At 67.7% G+C, this 17,107-nt stretch carries 18 protein-coding genes and 1 tRNA gene; 7 read left to right on the forward strand and 12 right to left on the reverse strand.

Annotated elements, in window-relative coordinates; genetic code table 11:
- The first annotated feature begins 69 nt into the window (after positions 1 to 69).
- Positions 70 to 342, forward strand: coding sequence for a hypothetical protein (locus KIT89_RS09780; RefSeq protein WP_297600913.1), 273 nt, complete (start codon positions 70 to 72; stop codon positions 340 to 342).
- On the opposite strand, the gene KIT89_RS09785 is transcribed toward KIT89_RS09780, so the two are convergent.
- The 6 genes from KIT89_RS09785 to KIT89_RS09810 are packed head-to-tail and all read right to left on the reverse strand — an operon-like array spanning position 332 to position 5,461.
- On the reverse strand, positions 332 to 1,195 hold the full coding sequence (locus KIT89_RS09785; RefSeq protein WP_297600916.1) for a prenyltransferase: 864 nt from the start codon (positions 1,193 to 1,195) through the stop codon (positions 332 to 334). The two genes, KIT89_RS09780 and KIT89_RS09785, sit on opposite strands and share 11 nt — an antisense overlap.
- The gene (locus tag KIT89_RS09790) at positions 1,192 to 1,509 is read right to left on the reverse strand and encodes a lycopene cyclase domain-containing protein (RefSeq protein WP_297600919.1); all 318 of its coding nucleotides are present in this window, start codon (positions 1,507 to 1,509) and stop codon (positions 1,192 to 1,194) included. Before KIT89_RS09790 ends, KIT89_RS09785 begins: the two co-directional genes overlap by 4 nt.
- Positions 1,506 to 1,877 (reverse strand): lycopene cyclase domain-containing protein, encoded by a 372-nt coding sequence (locus KIT89_RS09795; RefSeq protein ID WP_297600922.1) that lies wholly within the window; start codon positions 1,875 to 1,877, stop codon positions 1,506 to 1,508. Before KIT89_RS09795 ends, KIT89_RS09790 begins: the two co-directional genes overlap by 4 nt.
- Before the next feature lie 13 nt (positions 1,878 to 1,890).
- Positions 1,891 to 3,492 (reverse strand): phytoene desaturase family protein, encoded by a 1,602-nt coding sequence (crtI, locus tag KIT89_RS09800; protein ID WP_297600924.1) that lies wholly within the window; start codon positions 3,490 to 3,492, stop codon positions 1,891 to 1,893.
- Entirely contained in the window at positions 3,489 to 4,394 is a 906-nt protein-coding gene (locus KIT89_RS09805; RefSeq protein WP_297600926.1) for a squalene/phytoene synthase family protein, read from the reverse strand. Before KIT89_RS09805 ends, crtI begins: the two co-directional genes overlap by 4 nt.
- Positions 4,391 to 5,461: a polyprenyl synthetase family protein gene (locus KIT89_RS09810; RefSeq protein WP_297600928.1), complete on the reverse strand. Its 1,071-nt coding sequence runs from the start codon at positions 5,459 to 5,461 to the stop codon at positions 4,391 to 4,393. The genes KIT89_RS09805 and KIT89_RS09810 overlap by 4 nt, the downstream gene beginning before the upstream one ends.
- Positions 5,462 to 5,482: 21 nt before the next feature.
- Here KIT89_RS09810 and idi point away from each other — a divergent pair, with 21 nt between their 5' ends.
- Positions 5,483 to 6,022, forward strand: a complete 540-nt coding sequence (gene idi, locus KIT89_RS09815) for an isopentenyl-diphosphate Delta-isomerase (RefSeq protein WP_297600930.1) — start codon at positions 5,483 to 5,485, stop codon at positions 6,020 to 6,022.
- Here idi and KIT89_RS09820 read toward each other — a convergent pair.
- Together KIT89_RS09820 and KIT89_RS09825 are read right to left on the reverse strand one after the other, a co-directional pair.
- Positions 6,004 to 7,692, reverse strand: coding sequence for an ATP-binding protein (locus KIT89_RS09820; protein ID WP_297600932.1), 1,689 nt, complete (start codon positions 7,690 to 7,692; stop codon positions 6,004 to 6,006). The genes idi and KIT89_RS09820 overlap by 19 nt on opposite strands.
- 26 nt (positions 7,693 to 7,718) lie before the next feature.
- Positions 7,719 to 9,674 carry an ATP-binding protein gene (locus KIT89_RS09825; protein ID WP_297600935.1) on the reverse strand — a complete coding sequence of 652 codons (1,956 nt, stop codon included), beginning with the start codon at positions 9,672 to 9,674 and terminating at the stop codon, positions 7,719 to 7,721.
- Positions 9,675 to 9,785: 111 nt separating this feature from the next.
- Between KIT89_RS09825 and KIT89_RS09830 the strand changes: the two genes are divergently transcribed.
- Positions 9,786 to 10,151, forward strand: a complete 366-nt coding sequence (locus tag KIT89_RS09830; RefSeq protein WP_297600937.1) for a response regulator transcription factor — start codon at positions 9,786 to 9,788, stop codon at positions 10,149 to 10,151.
- 13 nt (positions 10,152 to 10,164) lie between these two features.
- On the opposite strand, the gene dcd is transcribed toward KIT89_RS09830, so the two are convergent.
- A complete protein-coding gene (dcd, locus tag KIT89_RS09835; RefSeq protein WP_297600940.1) occupies positions 10,165 to 10,749 on the reverse strand; it encodes a dCTP deaminase in 585 nt (194 codons plus the stop codon).
- A gap of 9 nt (positions 10,750 to 10,758) precedes the next feature.
- Positions 10,759 to 11,379 (reverse strand): helix-turn-helix domain-containing protein, encoded by a 621-nt coding sequence (locus KIT89_RS09840; protein WP_297600943.1) that lies wholly within the window; start codon positions 11,377 to 11,379, stop codon positions 10,759 to 10,761.
- A 54-nt stretch (positions 11,380 to 11,433) separates the two neighbouring features.
- Here KIT89_RS09840 and KIT89_RS09845 point away from each other — a divergent pair, with 54 nt between their 5' ends.
- From KIT89_RS09845 to KIT89_RS09855, 3 genes are all read left to right on the forward strand, one after another.
- A complete protein-coding gene (locus KIT89_RS09845; protein WP_297600947.1) occupies positions 11,434 to 11,856 on the forward strand; it encodes a YHS domain-containing (seleno)protein in 423 nt (140 codons plus the stop codon).
- A 29-nt stretch (positions 11,857 to 11,885) separates the two neighbouring features.
- Positions 11,886 to 11,956, forward strand: a tRNA-Gly gene (locus tag KIT89_RS09850).
- 52 nt (positions 11,957 to 12,008) lie between these two features.
- On the forward strand, positions 12,009 to 12,572 hold the full coding sequence (locus tag KIT89_RS09855; protein ID WP_297600950.1) for a hypothetical protein: 564 nt from the start codon (positions 12,009 to 12,011) through the stop codon (positions 12,570 to 12,572).
- Positions 12,573 to 12,599: 27 nt separating this feature from the next.
- Here the strand turns inward: KIT89_RS09855 and KIT89_RS09860 are convergent, their stop codons facing one another.
- A complete protein-coding gene (locus KIT89_RS09860; RefSeq protein WP_297600952.1) occupies positions 12,600 to 13,934 on the reverse strand; it encodes an ATP-dependent RecD-like DNA helicase in 1,335 nt (444 codons plus the stop codon).
- 113 nt (positions 13,935 to 14,047) lie between these two features.
- Between KIT89_RS09860 and KIT89_RS09865 the strand changes: the two genes are divergently transcribed.
- Positions 14,048 to 14,998 (forward strand): hypothetical protein, encoded by a 951-nt coding sequence (locus KIT89_RS09865; RefSeq protein WP_297600954.1) that lies wholly within the window; start codon positions 14,048 to 14,050, stop codon positions 14,996 to 14,998.
- Here KIT89_RS09865 and KIT89_RS09870 read toward each other — a convergent pair.
- Entirely contained in the window at positions 14,980 to 17,010 is a 2,031-nt protein-coding gene (locus KIT89_RS09870; protein WP_297600955.1) for a cytochrome c oxidase assembly protein, read from the reverse strand. The two genes, KIT89_RS09865 and KIT89_RS09870, sit on opposite strands and share 19 nt — an antisense overlap.
- Positions 17,011 to 17,107: the final 97 nt, after the last annotated feature.

The following is a 17,107-nucleotide window of genomic DNA, read 5'->3' on the forward strand; positions in this document are numbered from 1 at the left end:
TAGGGCCTTATGGGGGCTATAGGGTTCGTGGTGACGCACTTCGGCAACAGGTACATCGTTGCGCCGGAGATGGCGGAGATCTTCATGCGGCGCCGCAAGGGTTTGCTCGACGCCGGGCAGGCAGAGCTCGTGCCCCTGCCCCACGCCGGGGGAGTCGACATTCTGTGGATTGACGCGAACGTGCCGTGCGACATCACACCGATCACGGTGACCGACGGCGACGACGTCGAGGCTGCTCGACGGCGATGGGGGCTCTGCCGCAAAAAGCGCGTGACGACCGAGGTCGTCGAGACGCAGAGCCGCTCGAGCTCGATCGGCGAGGCGCCAGCGCTCAGCGAATGAGCGACCAGTAGATCATCAGCATCGTGACGATCGCGCCAGCGATGAAGTTGAGCAGCAAGAAGCGCTTCCACCCGCGGTTCGCCGACTCGGAGGTCTCGTCGGTGATGCGCCAGAACTGCGCCGTGATGACGATGTATGGCACCGCGGCGAGCGCCGCCAACGGCCCCGGCCACTCGGTGCCGAGCAGCAGCAGCCCGGCGAGGGCGTAGGCGCCGACGGCGAGTCTCGTCGTCGCGCGTGCGCCGAACACGGTGGCGATCGAGGCGAGACCTCCCTCGCGATCGGCAATGACGTCTTGCACGGCGCCGAACGCGTGCGAGGCCATGCCCCACAAGAAGAACGAGACGATGATGAGCCACAGAGCCACGGTGAACTCCGCGCCCGCGAACACGAGCCCGTAGACGGCGGGGCTCACGAAGTGCGTTGACGAAGTCACCGAGTCGAGAACGGGCTTCTCTTTGAAGCGCAGCCCCTTCGCCGAGTAGGCGACCACCGCGAACACGCTCACCGTGAGCACCACCCACGACAGCGGCGAACCGAGAGCGACCAGCGCGATGAGGAACGGCACGTTCGAGATGACGGCGGCCCACAGTGTGGTGCGGTGGATGCTCGGGTCGAGCAGTGCCCCTTCAACGCCTCCCTTGCGCGGGTTGCGAATGTCGCTCTCATAGTCGAAGACGTCGTTGATGCCGTACATCGCCAGGTTGTACGGCACGAGAAAGTAGATCGTGCCCACCCAGAAGGCGGCATCGAGGCGGCCCGTGGTCAGCAGGTAGGCAGCGGCGAACGGAAACGCCGTGTTGATCCAGCTCAGCGGGCGCGAGCTCAGCACCAGTTGCCCGAGGGTGCTCATGAGGTGCTCGACTCGGTCGGCGCGGGGCGCTGCAGCAGGTGCCAGAGCGACGGCAGCAGCACGAGCGCGGCCACGGTGTAGGCGAAGTCTTCGATGGGAGCGACGCCGATGCGCACGCCGCTGATGAGCTCGTCGTCGTACGCGACGAGCCCGGTGCCGATGATGACGTTGTCGAAGATCGCCGTGAGCGCGAGCAGCAGCACTGCCGCGAGGCCCACCGCCCGCCACCGCGGTGCCCGGCGTGCGACCATGGCGGCGATCGCGACGAATGCCACGATCGCCACGAAGACGATATTGAGCAGGGTGTAGGTCATCCGTCGGCCCTCGCTTCGACGGAGTGCCCGCGGCGACTGCGCGACCATCGGCCGTCGAGCCAGTCGCCGGCCGCGGCATAGGCGTTCATCGTGTTGTAGCAGAGCAGCACGAGAAAGAAGACCTCTTCGATCGGCAGCTCGGGCCCGATGAGCAGTCCCGTCATGAACTCGTTCTGGCCGCGGAAGAAGATGCCGAGCAGAATGCCGCCGAGATCCCAGACGAGAAAGAAGACGACGCCGGCTGCGAGCACGATCGCCGCCCGACGCGCATCGCGCCAGAGGAACAGCGTGAACCGCCGATCGAGCATCACCATGCCGGTGATGGCCACGGCGAGCGCGGCGAGGTAGGCGAAGTTGATGAACGACATCGCGTATGGCTCGTCAGTCGGTGGTGGGGGCGGCGTCGGAGACCGCACGGTGCGCGTCTACCACCACGGTCGGCACGAGGGGCTCGGGCAGCGGCCCGGTCGAGGTGTCTCCGCGCAGCCGCTTCACGAGCACTTCGGCGCTGATGAGGCACATCGGAAGCCCGATGCCCGGAATCGTCGACCCTCCCGCGTAGTAGAGGCCCTTGACCTTCTTCGACACATTTCCCGCCCTGAAGAAGGCGCTCTGCGACAAGATGTGCGCTGGCCCCAGCGCCGTTCCGCGCCAGGCGTTGAGGTCGTCGTTGAAGTTTCCCGGCCCGTAGGTGCGGCGCACGACGATGCGCTCTGCGAGGTCTGGAATCTTCGCCCAGTCGGCGATCTGCGCGATGATGCGATCGGCGTAGACCTCGAGCGGGGTGTCGCCGTCACCGTCGACGTCGCCTCGACCGAACGAGAGGTCTGCGGGGGCCGGTACGAGCACGAACACGTTCTCGTGGCCCTCGGGCGCCACCGAGGGGTCGACTCCGCTCGGCTTGCAGATGTACAACGATGCGGGGTCGGGCAGGCTCGGTTGCGGGCCGAAGATCGCCTCGAAGTTCTCGCGCCAGTCTGCGGCGAACAGCAGCGTGTGGTGTTCCAGCTGCGGCAGCTCGCCTCTGACGCCCAAGTAGAGCAGCAGAGCGCTGGGGCCGGCCGTCTTCTTGTCCCAGTACGACTGCGGGTAGGTCTGCAGCTCGGCGGGCAGCAACTGGGTCTCGCTGTGGTGCAGGTCGGCAGCCGACACCACGATGTCGGCCTCGATGACCTCGCCCCCCTCGAGCTCGACCCCCGTCGTCTTCTTGGTGGTCTCGTCGACGATGATGCGTGCGACGGGCGACGAGGTGCGGATGCTCGCACCCTGCTGCTCGGTCACCGCGGCGATGCGCTCGATGAGCGTCGTGAAGCCGCCCATCGGGTACAGCACCCCGTCGGTGAGGTCGAGGTGCGACATGAGGTGGTACATGCTCGGCGTGAGAAACGGCGACGAGCCGAGAAACACTGCCGGGTACCCGAGAATCTGGCGCAGGCGCAGGTCGGTAAAGCGCTTCGCGACGAACGCGTCGAGGTTCTGCAGCAGCAGACCCACGAGCTTGCCGGTTCGTGCCAGAACATCGCCGCGCACGAGCGTGCCGAGCGAGGCGAAGCTCGTGTAGAGAAACCGCTTCTTGGCCATGTCATAGGTGTCGAGCGCCGAATCGAGGTAGCGGTCGAGCTTCTCGCCAGCCCCTGGCTCGATCGATTCGAACAGGGCGATGTTCTCGTCGCGCGAGGCCGTGACATCGGTCGGCTCGTCGAAGCCCTCGGTGATGACGCGGTAGCCGGGGTCGAGCTGCACGAGGTCGAGCTGCTCGGCCGCGCTCGTGCCGCACAGCTTGAAGAAGTGGTCGAAGACCTCGGGCATGAGATACCACGAGGGCCCCATGTCGAACCGGAACCCGTCTTTCTGCCACGATCCCACGCGACCGCCGAGCGCCGAGCGCTTCTCGACCAGCGTCACGTCGTGACCATCGCGCGCCAGCAGCGCCGCGCTCGCGAGACCCGCGATGCCTCCACCGATGACGACGACGCGACTCATGCTGGGGCTCCGATCGACGAGGTGGGTGCGGCCGCCCGGGGGCGAGGAGTTCTGCCGGCGAGAGCGCCGAGGGCGATGCGCGCCTTGACCGGGTCGGGCACCCGCACGCGCGCCCGCACGAGCTGCGATGCGGGGGTCTTGCGCAGTCGCACGGCGAGCTCGGTGAAGAGCCCCTGCGCGAGGGCGACGGCGCGTCGACTGCCGCGCGGCAGTTCGCCGATCACGGCTGCCGAGACCCGCAAGTCGTCATCGATGTCATCCAGAAGCCGCACCTTGTCGTCTTCGGTGAACGATTCGACCCGCACACCCGGAAAGTAGCTGCGGCCGAGAGTCTCGAAGTCGGCCGAGAGATCGCGCAAGAAGTTGACCTTCTGGAAGGCGGCACCCAGTGCGCGTGCTCCGGCGACGAGGCGATCGTTCTGCTCGTCATCGAGCTGCTCGCCCTGCAGGAATGCCCGCAGGCACATGAGCCCGACCACTTCGGCCGAGCCGTACACGTAGCGCTCGAAGCTCTCGGGGTCGTGCTCGGTATCGGTGAGATCCATGCGCATGGAGTGGAAGAAGGGCTCGGTGAGCTCTTCGCCGAACCCGACCTCGCGGGCGGTGCGGGCGAACGCGTGCACGACGAGATTGGTGCTGTAGCCCGACTGCATCGCAGCGTTCGTCTCGGCCTCGAACTCGTTGAGATAGCGAGCGGCATGCACCGCGTCGAGCCCGGCCTCGGCGACGCCGCCGTCGACGATCTCGTCGGCGACGCGCACGAGCGCGTAGATGTTCTCGACGTGCTGGCGCACCGTCGCATCGAGCAGTCTCGACGCGAGACCGAACGATGTCGAGTAGCGGCGGATGACCGTGGAGGCCGTCTCGTCGGCGACGCGGTCATACAGACTCAAGCGGTTCATCTCACCCGTTTCAGCACGGTCTCGGCGACGGGGTGCAACTCATCTCGCAGAGACGAAGGAATGTGCGGCTCGGCCAATCGAGCGAGCGCGCGATTCGCATAGCCTCGCACGAGGTCGTCGGCGAAGGCGCGAGCACCGCACTCGATGAGCAGCAGTCGCGCCTCAGCAGCCTCATCGAGGGTGAGGTCGGCCTTGCCGACGAGGGTGCTGAGGGTCGCCCAGGCCGGCGTCGAGCAGGCGAACGCGATCATGACGGTGCGCTTGCCCTCGCGCAGGTCGCCGATCGTGGTCTTGCCGGTGGCCTCTTCTTCTCCGAACACGCCGAGCACGTCGTCGACGATTTGGTAGGCGATGCCGATGTCGCGACCGAAGTCGCCGAGCGACGCGACGGTCTCATCGCCCGCCCCCGCCAAGATCGCCCCCGCCTGCAGCGGCGCTTCGAACGAGTAGACGGCGGTCTTGAGCCGCTCCATCGTCAGAATGTCGTCGACGAGCGGCATGGCAGGGTCGATCGAGAAGTCCACGTCGATGAGCTCTCCGGCCGCGCTCGTGAACATCGCTTCATCGAGCACGTCGAGCAGCCGCTCGCGCATGGGCGAGGCGACGCCGCTCTTGTCGATCAGCCGGTAGGCGTTGAACAGGGCGAGGTCTCCGGCGATCACCGCCGCCGAGACCCCCCGGTGCTCGGCGATCTCGACGCTGATTCCTCGATCGACGGCGTTGTCGCGATAGGCACCAGAGATGTTCGGGATGCCCCTCCGCACGAAATCGCGATCGATGACGTCGTCGTGCACGATGAGTGCGGTGTGCAGCAGCTCGAACGCCGCGCCTACATAGGCGGCAGCATCCGTATCAGTACCGCCCAGTCCCTCATAGGCGGCCATCACCATGCGCGGCCTGAAGCGCTTGCCGCCCTGGGTGTTGCGCTCGAGCAGGCCCCAGAGGTGCTCGTAGTGCTCTCCCAGGGGCGCGGCGCGCTTCTTGGATAGGCTGAAGAAGCGCTCCAGCACAGCGTCGACCATCGCCGCTCGCGCCTCTGCGATCGACACCTGGTCGTTCCTCTTCACCCGAGCAGACTACCCCGGCCTATGAGCGAGTTTCCTGAAACTGTGGTGTTGCTGTCTGACGACGGCACGCCCATCGGCACTGCCCTGAAAGCGACCGTGCACACGGCAGACACGCCCCTGCACCTGGCCTTCTCATGCCACGTGTTCGACGACCGCGGCCGAGTGCTCGTGACCCGTCGGGCGCTCACGAAGCTCACATGGCCCGGGGTCTGGACGAACGCGTTCTGCGGGCACCCGGCCCCCGACGAAGGCACCCCAGACGCCATCACCCGACGGGCTCGACACGAGCTCGGCGTCGACCTCACCGACCTGCGCCTCGCGCTGCCCGACTTTCGGTATCGCGCCGTCGACGCCTCGGGGGTGGTCGAGAACGAGATCTGCCCCGTCTACACCGCGCGAGCCGTCGGCGATCTCGCGCCGGCCGTCGATGAGGTGGCCGAGTGGGCGTGGCTCGACCCCGAGCAGCTGCAGACCGCGGTCGTCGCGGCGCCCTTCGCCTTCAGCCCGTGGCTGGGGTGGCAGCTCGCCGCGTGGCCGACCGGCTACCGGGCACCAGACTGAGCATCGGTCGCGGCCTCGGGCAGCGACGCAGGGGGCGTTCGTGGAATCCGCACCGTCACTGTCGTGCCCCGCTCCCCGTCTGACGTGAGCACGATGTCGCCGCCGATGCGGCTCTGCAGCAGACTCTTCACGATCGGCAGGCCCAGGCCCGTGCCAGGAACATCGCGATGCCGCGGAGTCTGCACCCGGTAGAAGCGCTCCCATATGGCGTCTTGCTCGCTCGGGGGAATGCCGGGGCCCTCATCGACGACGATCAGCTCGACGACATCGTCATGCTCGATGAGCCTGACGGTGACCGTGCCATCGGGTGGACTGAACTTGATCGCGTTCGACAGCAGGTTCGAACTCACCCGCACGAGATCTTGTTCAACCCCGCGGATGACCACCGCCCGCTCGGGAGCCCTCAGGTCGACCCGCACGTGTCGTTCAGCGGGCACGAGGCCTGCCACGTCTTCGATGCAGTGCTGCAGCAACTGAGTCATGTCGACGTCTGCGACAGCTCTCGTGCTCACGCTCGCCGTGCTCAGCCGGCTGAGCTCGAGAACGTCTTCGATGACGTCGGCCAGGCGTCGAGCGTTGCGGTAGATGATGTGCCCTGCTTGGCGCACATCGGGGTCGACGTCGTCATCGACGAGGGTCTCAGAGAAGCCGATGATGCTCGTCACGGGTGTGCGCAGTTCGTGGCTGACCGCCGAGATGAAGTCGTCTTTCTGCGAGTTCAGCAGTCGTAGCTCGTCTGCCACGCGCTGAGCATCGCGCTCACGCTGCGCGAGCGTGCGCAGATTCTCGCGCCACTCGGCGCTCTGCCCTGCAACGAACAGCGCCGCCGCTGCGTGCGTCATGATGAACAACTGCAGCGCGAAGACCGCGCCCCTCAGGTCTGCTTGCAGCAATACCGCAAAAGGCCCCACGCCCAACGCTGTCGCGAGTGTCGCCGCGATGGCGAGAACGACATTCTGCACGGCGGGCACGAGCGGGGGCAATCGGTATGCGCCCCACATCAGTGTCGTCAAGATCAGAAACGTAAGGGCGAGTGCCTGAGCGAGCGCGAAAACCACGACCGCCAAGAACACCAGCGACAGCGTCTGCACCAGAGGCTCCCAGCGCGGCGCGCGCAATGGCTCCGCGATCGGGACAAGGGCGAGGGGAGCGATCGCGAAGAGAGCACTGCCGTGCGAGGTGAAGAGCGAGACGGCGGTAACGACGGGATCCGCTCCGGCGAGAAGGAAAGCGGCACTCGCCGTCAGCACCGAAAAGACACTGATCGCCACCCCGACGCTGACCAGAAACCAGCCGATCTGTTTCAGCGTGGTGAAGTCTGCGTGGGCAGCTCCTCCCGTCAGCACTCGCACGACAATCCACAGCTCAACCGCGTTGGTGATCCCGTATGCGATGGAGAGGTCAAGGGGGTGCCCCCCCAGAACGTTGCCGGCCGCGACAGTGACCACGATTACCGCGCACACGGCGAGCCGCCGACCTCGACTCGCGAGCACTGCGAAGAACAAGGCTCCGCTCGCGGGCCACCAGAGAGCGATCGGCACATCAGGGCTACGAGCTTGCAGACTCCACAGGGCGATGCCCACCGAGGCGATGATGAACGCCGCGATCGCCGCGCGACGCTGCCCTGTGGGCAAGTCGTGCATCCGGGCGGCGATGCCTCGAGCATCCATGGGTCATCCTCGACTCAACGGCGTCGTCATCGCGCACCGCTTGGGGCCGACAATACCGCTGGAGCGACCGCAGGCAGCCGAACTTCGACGGTGGTTCCGCCTCCCGGAGTCTCTGCCAATCTCACTGTGCCGCCGAGTCGAGCCTCGACGAGAGCCTTGACGATCGGCAGCCCGAGGCCCGTGCCCGGCACCGATCGGTGCGAGTCGAGCGGAGCGCGCACGAAACGCTCCCAGACCATGTCTCGGTACTCGGTCGGGATTCCGAGGCCGTGGTCGACGACTCGAATCACGGCCCCGTCACCGTCACGAGCGATCTCGATCGTCACGACTCCGTCATCGTGCGAGAACTTCACCGCGTTCGACAGCAGATTGGCGCAGACCCTCAACAGGTCGCGAGTGCGCGAGGTCACGATCAGCGACTCATGGGGCTCGGCGACCTCGACCCGCACACGACGAGCCAGCGCAAGGCCATCGGCGTCTGCCGCGCACTCGAGTGCGAGCGACATGAGGTCGACCGGGGCAGGCGGTGACATCGGCCCGCCGAGAGCACTGAGCTTGCTGAGCTCGAGCACGTCTTCGATGACATCGGCCAGTCGGCGGGCGTTGCGCGCGATGACCACTCCCGCTTGCGCGATGTCTTCGGGCAGCCTCGCTTCATCGAGCTGCTCGCTGAACCCCAGAATGCTGGTCACGGGCGTGCGCAGTTCGTGGCTCACCGCCGAGATGAAGTCATCCTGCTGGGCATTGAGGCGCCTCAGCTCTGCGGCGCTCTCATGCGCGATGCGCTCGCGTTCCTCCCGCTCAGACACATCAGTGGTGACGATGGTGACCAGATCTGCTCCGCCGCCGTTGCGCTGATCGGCGACCGCCACTTCGATCGTGCGCCCCTCACGGTCGATGACCAGCTGCACCGATTGGCCAGGCTCGAGCGGATGGCCGAGGGCTTCGTCGAGCGCATCGATGCCGAACGGCGGAGCATCAGCACCGAGATCGCGGCGCGCCCGATCGTTGATCGCCACCACTCGAAGCTCGCCATCCGCCCTTTCTGCGATCACGATGCCGGCCAGCGCGTTGACGATGCCCGCACGCAGCACCTCTTCTTGAGCGCGCAGCCGGTTGACCACGGCGAACCAGTCTGCCCGCGCGGCTGCGGTCAAGAGGGCGGTAGAGCAGTACACCAGCAAGAACACTTGAATGAGCACAACCGACGCGCGGCTGCCTCCGTCGAAGGCGGCGAACGGCCCGCCCCCGAGCGACGAGAGCACGATGACCGCCGCCGCCGTGAGCAAGAGCTGGGCCGAGCTGATGATGAGCGGAAACCGGAACGCCGCCCACAGCAGGGCCACGAACGGCATCGCGGCAACCGGCCACGCATTGCCCGGCCAGAAGACGACCGCGATAAGAGCGAGCAAGACTGTCGACTGCGCCGCGAGCTCGAGGCGACGCACTGTGCGGCCCTCAGACCACGGCACCATGACGATGGGCAGCATCACGAGCGTCGCAGCCGCGTGCGACGCCGACAGCTGCAAGACCGCTTCCGCGAGAGGGCGCTGCAGGAAAATGGCTGCCACCACACCGAGCACGAGCCCCGAGCTAGCCGCGCCCGCGAGCGTCACCCACAGCAGCCGAGTCACGTGTGCGAGCGTCGCCACACGTAGCGGTACGCCCCTCGGCGCGAGCAGTGCGGCGATGACGACGACCTCGATGCTGTTGCCCATGCCCAGCAGGAAGGCGAACACCGGGTCGCGCCCTGCGAGCAGGTTTCCGATGCCGGTCGCGATGATGACGAGCAGGATGACGAGCCACCGCTCGCGACCGCGAGAGAGCATCCCGGCCACCGCCGCGAACCCGGCGGCGGGCCACCACGCCGCGAGCGACGGGTCAGGAAAGCTGTAGGCGACCGCGACGTAGGCGCTTACCACACAGGCGAGCAGAAGGCCCGCGATGACCGCGCGGCGCGCCGCGGGGCGTGCATTCGACACCCGCTTGATGATGCCCAACGATCACCCCTCTTCGGCGAGGCTCGCCACGTCGTGCCACAGCAACCGCTCTGCGTGAGAGACTATCCGCATTGCGAGGGGACGTGAGGGCGCATGGCGCAGATCCTGATAGTCGAAGACGAGCCAGACGTGTTGCTGCTGCTCGAGAACCGGGTGCGGGGGGCCGGGCACGACGTCGAGAGCGCCACCGACGGTGAGACCGCCCTCGAACTCGTGGCTGGTCGCCGCCCAGACGTCATCGTGCTCGACTGGATGATGCCCCGTCTGAGCGGCATCGACGTGCTCGAGCGGTTGCGCGCAGACGACCCGCAGCACGACATCAAGGTGCTCATGCTGACGGCCAAGTCGCAGCAGAGCGACATCGACCGCGCCTACGAAGCGGGTGCCGACGACTACATCGTGAAGCCGTTCAGCTCGCGCGACTTCATCGAGCGACTCGCGGCGCTCGCCGCGAGCTGAGCCGCGACGTCGATCAGGCGGGGTCGATCGCCGTTCGGTGGAAGTTCTGCCACGACCGTGACGCCGTCGGGCCGCGCTGCCCCTGGTAGCGGTTGAGATAGCTGCCCGTGCCGTAGGGGTTCTCGGCCGCTGAGCTGAGGCGGAAGAAGCACAGCTGGCCGATCTTCATGCCCGACCACAGCTTGATCGGCAGAGTGGCGACATTGCTCAGCTCGAGCGTCACGTGCCCGCTGAAGCCCGGATCGATGAAGCCCGCCGTCGAGTGGGTGAGCAGCCCCAGCCGCCCGAGCGAGCTCTTGCCCTCGAGTCGTGCCGCCACGTCATCGGGCAGGGTGACCTGCTCGTAGGTCGAGCCGAGCACGAACTCGCCCGGGTGCAGAATGAACGGCTCATCTGGTTTCGCCTGCACGAGTCTCGTCAGCTCAGGCTGCTCTTCAGCCGGATCGATGAACGGGTACTTGTGGTTGTCGAACAGCCGAAAATAGGTGTCGAGCCGAACGTCGACGCTCGAGGGTTGCACCATGCCCAGATCGAGGGGGTCGAGGCCGATGCGGCCTGACGACAGTTCAGCACGGATGTCGCGATCGCTCAGCAGCATGCCGCCAGCCTAGCGAGCCGAATCGATCGACGACGGCGGCCGCCAGTGACGAATCTGCTCCATCAGCCCGCCGGCCAACAACCTCGGGTCGTGACCGCCAGAGCGTCCCACCGCGAGCATGCCGAGCAGTGCGGCTTCGACGAGTGCCGCACGCGAAGAGCCGAGCGCCGGATCGAGGTCGTCGAGGTCGACGGCACGTCGCAGCGTTGCCGTGATCGCTCGGCGAAGCGCCTCGCGATACCGATCGACCTGTTCGCCGCCATCGCCGCGCACGAGGCTGCGGATCGCGAAGCAGCCAGGGGGGTGCTGCGTCGAGTCGAGCATGTCGGCGACGCGGCTGACGAGCGCGACGAGGTCGTCGACGCCCGAGGTTCCGGTGATCGCAGGAGCGAGCAGGTCGTTCTCGGCGGAGTCGACGTAGGCGCGCACGCAACGATCGAACAGCCCCGCCTTGCCGCCGAGTGCCGTGTAGATCGTCGAGCGGTTGAGGTGCGTCGCCCGTTCGAGCTCGTCGACCGACGTGGCATCGCTGCCCTGCGCCCAGAACACTGCGGTCGCCCGGCCGACCACCTCGTCGAGGTCGTACCCGCTCGGCCTGCCGCGTGCCGCGTTTGACTTTTTCTGAACCATCTGTTTCATAATAGCATCACGTTATTGAAACACTCATTTCAGAAAGGCTGCATCATGTCGCTTCTTCCCCGCACGCTTCGCCTCGTCACCAGGGCCAACCGGCATGACCCCGGCGTCGACACCATTGGCGGGGTCGCCCTCGGCGGAGTCGACCCGCTCTCGTATCACCTCGACGGCGAGCCCTTGGCCGGAGACGAGCGGTGGCAGCACGAATGGAGCGGCGCGCAATGGTGGTTCGTCTCGGCTGAGCGTCGCGACCGGTTCGCCGCAGATCCCGAGCGCTGGGCGCCGCGATTCGGCGGACACTGCGCTGTCGGCCGCGCCACCGGAGTATGGATCGACGGCGACCCTCGTCACTGGCACCTCGACGGCGAGAACCTCTACCTCAACAAGAATCTCGCTGCCCACCACGCTCACGGCGTGCTGCGCGGGCGCATTCACGCACTCGACGCCGGCACCGCATCGCGGGTTCGATAGACTGCCTGACGTGCCGCTGAGCGGCGCGCGGGGATGTAGTTCAATGGTAGAACTTCAGCTTCCCAAGCTGATAGCGCGGGTTCGATTCCCGTCATCCCCTCGAAACCATCATCCCCTCCAAACCGAATCTCGGGCCGTGCCGAAGATCCAGCATGAGCACGAGGCGGGCACTGAGCACGACGACGGCTCGATCGCTCGTGTGCGTGAGCGCGGTGGGGGCCGCGATCATCCACGCAGCGCTGGCGGTATCGGCGACCACGGGGGGCGTGGCGGCGGTGCTGGCGCTCGCGGCGGCTGCCGAACTCTCGATCGCGATGGGGGTCGCGGCGGGGGTTCGGTGGCTGACCGCTTCTCGAGTGATCGCGGGCCTGATCGTTCCGCCCGTCGCGTGGGCGGCACTGCTGCTGATCGCCGTGACCGCGAAGGTGCCCGAGGCGACGAGTGCGCTCGTCATGCTGCCGCTGGTCGGCGCCGCGTTTCTCGCTCTGGCTGGCGTCGCATTCGCGGGGGTGGATGCTCGGCGCACGCGGGTGGGGGCCCGCGTGCGCACGGCGCGCCCCGTGGCGGTCGTCGCCGCCGCGACCCTGTTCGCAGCGCTCGTCGTCACGCCCTCGGTCGTGGCGACGCTGCCCGCTCGGGCTGACGACCCGATCATCGCCGAACGGCCGGCCGCGCCGGTGACGCAGGTGGTCTTCGGCGACCACGCCGATCACTGAGCGCGAGGGTGCCGCGCGTGCAGAGAGCTATCGCTCGACCGCGCGACCGATCACCGGCTCGACGTCTGCCATGAATCGCCGAACGTTCTCGTCGACGATGATGTCGCTCGGCCGCAGCGGACGCACGAGGTGCAGGCCCTCGAGCGACCGAATGCGACTCAACGCCACGTACGTCTGGCCAGGAGCAAAGGCTCTCGGCCCCAAGTCGATGATCGCCGCGTCGTAGGTCGAGCCCTGCGACTTGTGAATGGTGACCGCCCAGGCGAGCCGCAGCGGAAACTGGGTGAACTCGGCCACGACCTCTTTCGACACCCTCTTGGTCGCGGTCGAGTAGGTATACCGGTACTTCTCCCACGTCGCAGGCACGACCTCGTGACTCACGCCATCGACCTCGACGAAGACCGTGCGGCCGATGCGCTCGACCGTGCCGAGGCTGCCGTTCACCCACCGCGGCTCGCCGTCACCGCCCGTGTCGTTGCGCAAGAACATCACCTGGGCGCCCACCTTGAGGTGAAGCTCGTCATCGGCGGGGTATCCGCCCTTCGGCCCGAACTCGCCCACCACATCTGCGCGCGCAGTCTTGGCCTCGCCGGGCAGCCGGCGCAGGGCATCCGCATTGATGCGCGTGACCGTCGCGTTCGTCGTCGCCAGCGTCAGCACGCCCTCTGCGGGAGCCGGGCGCGCACCTGCCTCATTGAGCGCTCGACCGATCTCGGGAGTCACCTCTCCGTGCCGCACCGCGGTCAGCATCGCCCTGAACTCCGCGTCGTGCTGTCGGTGGATCGTCTGCAGTTCGACGATGCGCAGATCGGCCTCATTCCACACGCGCGCGTCGAAGAACCACCTCGATCGATAGTGGTCGGCGTAGTACGCGCGCTCGCCCTCGTCTCGACCCGGCACCGGAGCGAGCTGGTACGGGTCGCCGAAGAGCACCACTTGCGCGCCGCCGAAGGGCTCGTGGCGCCGAGATCGCGCCTGGCGCAGTCGACGGTCGATCGCATCCATGAGGTCGGCACTCACCATCGACACCTCATCGATGACGACCGTGTCGATCGACGACAGCAGTCGCCGCAGCTCGGGCGGGTCGGTGAAGTCGTGATCGGCGATGAGACCGATCGGCAGCCGGAAGAGCGAGTGGATCGTCTGGCCGCCGACATTGAGCGCCGCGACGCCCGTCGGCGCGCAGACCACCACCTGGCGATCGGTCGAGACGATGAACGACTCGAGCAGAGTCGACTTGCCGGTGCCTGCCCGGCCGGTGACGAACACGTTGTCGCGAGTCGACTCGATGAGGTCGAGCACCGCCAGCTGCTCGGGGCTGAGCGGGGTGCCGTCGGGAGCAGCGCGTGTCTCGCTCGTCACATGCCTCCCGCCTCGTCGCTCGGCGAGCAACCGGCCTCCACTGTAGCCGCGCCAGTGCACCATACTGGCCCGGCTGCCGCGAGCCGCCGCACGAGCGCGCCTAGGCTGACGGCATGAATCGGCGACACGCGTGGTGGGGAGGAGCCGCCCTCGCTGCGATCGCGCTCGGCGGCGCCTCATTCGCCGCTGCCGCCATCGTGACCGCCACCCCCGAAGCGCACGTGCTGCGCTACCTCGACGCCCTCGCCGATGACGACCTCGTCGGCGCGGCAGTGCTCGCCGGTCTGCCCGCCGACAGTGCTCTGCCGCTCGGAGACGACGGCCGCCCCGAGGTGACGCGCGTCGTCGAGCGCGTCGACCGCCCTGACGGGGCCGTCGAGATCGTCGCAGAATACGGCGCTCTCGACGACGTCGCTGTCGCGCGATTCGTGCTCGCCCCGGCAGCGCCGCATCTCGGCATCGTGCCGGTCTGGCAGTTCGCGCAGCTCCCGATCGCCGCCCTCGACGTCGGCGTCGACCACCACGATCGGCTGACCGTCAACGGGCGGCCGGTGCAGACCGGCGCGGCCGGAGCCGTCGCCACCGTCGCCGTGTTCGTGCCCAGCCGAGTCACCGCGAGCCTCGCCGACCCGTTCGTGCGGGCCGAGTCGATCACCGTGCGAGTCGACGGCGATGCGCCCCAGGCGATCACCCTCGAAGCTCGACCGACCGACGCGCTCGAGCGTGCCGTGCTCGCTGAGCTCGAGATCTTCATGACGCAGTGCACTGCGCAGCAGGTGCTGCTGCCCACCGGGTGCCCGTTCGGTCGCACGGTCGCCGACCGGGTGGTGGGGCGCCCGCAGTGGCAGCTCGACTCAGATCTCGCCCTCACGATCGTGGCGGGAGACATCGCGGGCCGATGGAACGTCATCGGCACCGCGGAGGTGCGCCTCACGGCGACGGTGCAGCGACTGCGCGACGGCGGCGTCAGCGAGCTCGACGATGTCGTGACGTCGACCATCACCGGCGAGGTCGTGCTGCAGCCCGACGGCCCCCGGCTGACGATCTACTCGCCCCGAGACTGATCGACTCGATCGTGCTCGGCGCGCTGCGCGAGCATCCGGTTCCACGCGGCGAGGTCGGCGTCGCCGTCTCGTTCTGCGCGGCGATCGCTGCGCTTCGACTCGCGGCCGTCTGCACGGCTCCATGACCAGACCACGAGCATCGCGAGCACGAGCGTCGGAATCTCGCCGACGCTCCACGCTATGCCGCCGCCGGTCTGCTGATCGGCGATCGGCGTCTGCCCCCACTCGCGCCCCATCGCGCCGTACCACTCGGGAAGCAGCAGCCCCGTTCCCGTCAGCAGCGAGAGCCCGAAGAAGGCGTGGAACGCCATCGTCGCGAGCAGGATGATGAGGCGAATGGGGTACGGAGGCCGGTACGGGGCCGGGTCGACGCCCACGAGCGCGTTCACGAACAGATACCCGCTGAGCAAGAAGTGCACGATCATCCACTGATGGCCGAGGTGCTCGGTGACCGCCCACGAGAACAGCGGCGAGTAGTAGAACACGAGCAGCGAGACAGCGAACACGATCGAGGCGACCAGCGGATGCCCGACGATGCCCGCGAACCGGGAGTGCACGATCGCGAGAATCCATTCGCGCGGCCCCCGCGAGCCGTCTTTGCGGCCGTGGATGGCCCGTGCCGCGAGCGTCACGGGCGCCCCCAGCACGAGCATCACCGGAATCGCCATGCTCAGCACCATGTGGCCGAGCATGTGGATGCTGAACAGGTATCGCTCGTACACCGCCAGCCCGCTGCTCGTCACGACGAACAGCGTGATCATGCCCAGCAGCCAGAGCACGGTGCGGTGCACCGGCCAGCGGTCACCGCGGCGCCGCAGTCGCACCGCGCCCGCGAGGTAGAAGAAGGCGCCGAAGCCCGCGAGCAGTGCCCACAGCAGATTGAGATCCCACTCGGTCGCCAAGCGCCACGGCTCGAAGGGGGGCGGCAGCGCAGACCCCGTCAGAATCTCGGCCGGGGTCGGGTCGGCGAGCTGGTCGACCGGAATCTGCGGAACCGGGGTCGCCGTGCGAGCAAGCGCTGCCGCGACACCGGAGGCGACGCCCATGAGAGCGAGTTCAGCGACGACGATGGCCCAGAAGACGCGCGGCCGCCCGCCCGACTGAAACGCACGGTCGAGCCGGTCGATCGCCCTCAGCCGGTAAGCCGCGCCGAAGCCTCCGAGCACCACGAGGCTCACCACCTTGGCGACGACGAGCAGCCCATAGGGCGAGAGCAGCGCCTCCACGCCGCCCACCCGCAGTTGCGCACTGACCAGCCCCGATGCGGCCACCACCACGAACGCGATCATCGCGATGGTCGAGTAGCGGCGCACGATGACCGGCAGACGATCGCCGACCGTCGACCGCACGAGCATCACGGTGAGAAGTCCACCGACCCAGACCGCGGCGAACACGCTGTGCAGATAGACCGCGGTCACGGCTGCATCGTGATCGGCGGTGCCTCCCGCGTGCCCCGTCTGCGCGACCGGCCACAGCGCCGCGGCGGCGATCACGGCCACGGCCGCGAGCACCGCGGGGTGGCGAACGGCGAAGCAGAGCACCGTGACGATCGCCGCCATGAGCGTCGTCGTGAGCCATGCCTGACCGATCTCGGTCGTGCTGAAGTAGGCCGCGAGCAGTCTGCCGAAGCGGTCATCGATCGACACCGGCTCGAGGTAGATGCTGAGAAATGTGAAGAAGCCCGCCGAGGCCGAGGCGAGAGTCCACACAGCCGCGCTCGCCGCGGCCACGTCGAGCGCCCGATCGAACTCGGGTCGGCCAGGGCTGAGGGCGACGAGGGAGAGCAGCAGGGCGCCGAGAGCACCGGCGGCGCCGAGGTTGGCGAGCAGTTTCGCGGTGGGCAGTCCGTAGCGCACCCACTCACCGGGGTCGGCGAGCAGCGGGGCATCGGCACCGCCCCCGACAGCGAGCCCGACGAGCAGCGAGACGAAGGCTGCGGCGGCGAGCACGGTGACGCCGATCGCTCCTACCGAGAGTCGCGTGATGCGGGGCGCCGGAGCAGTGTTCGTCACGGCTCCAGGCTAGGCGACTGCGCTGTACGGGTGCTCGGCGAGAGCATCCGCAGACAGCGAAGGGCGGCTTCTTCTCAGAAACCGCCCTCGCACAGCA

This window comes from Microcella sp., assembly GCF_025808395.1.
Classification (GTDB): domain Bacteria; phylum Actinomycetota; class Actinomycetes; order Actinomycetales; family Microbacteriaceae; genus Microcella.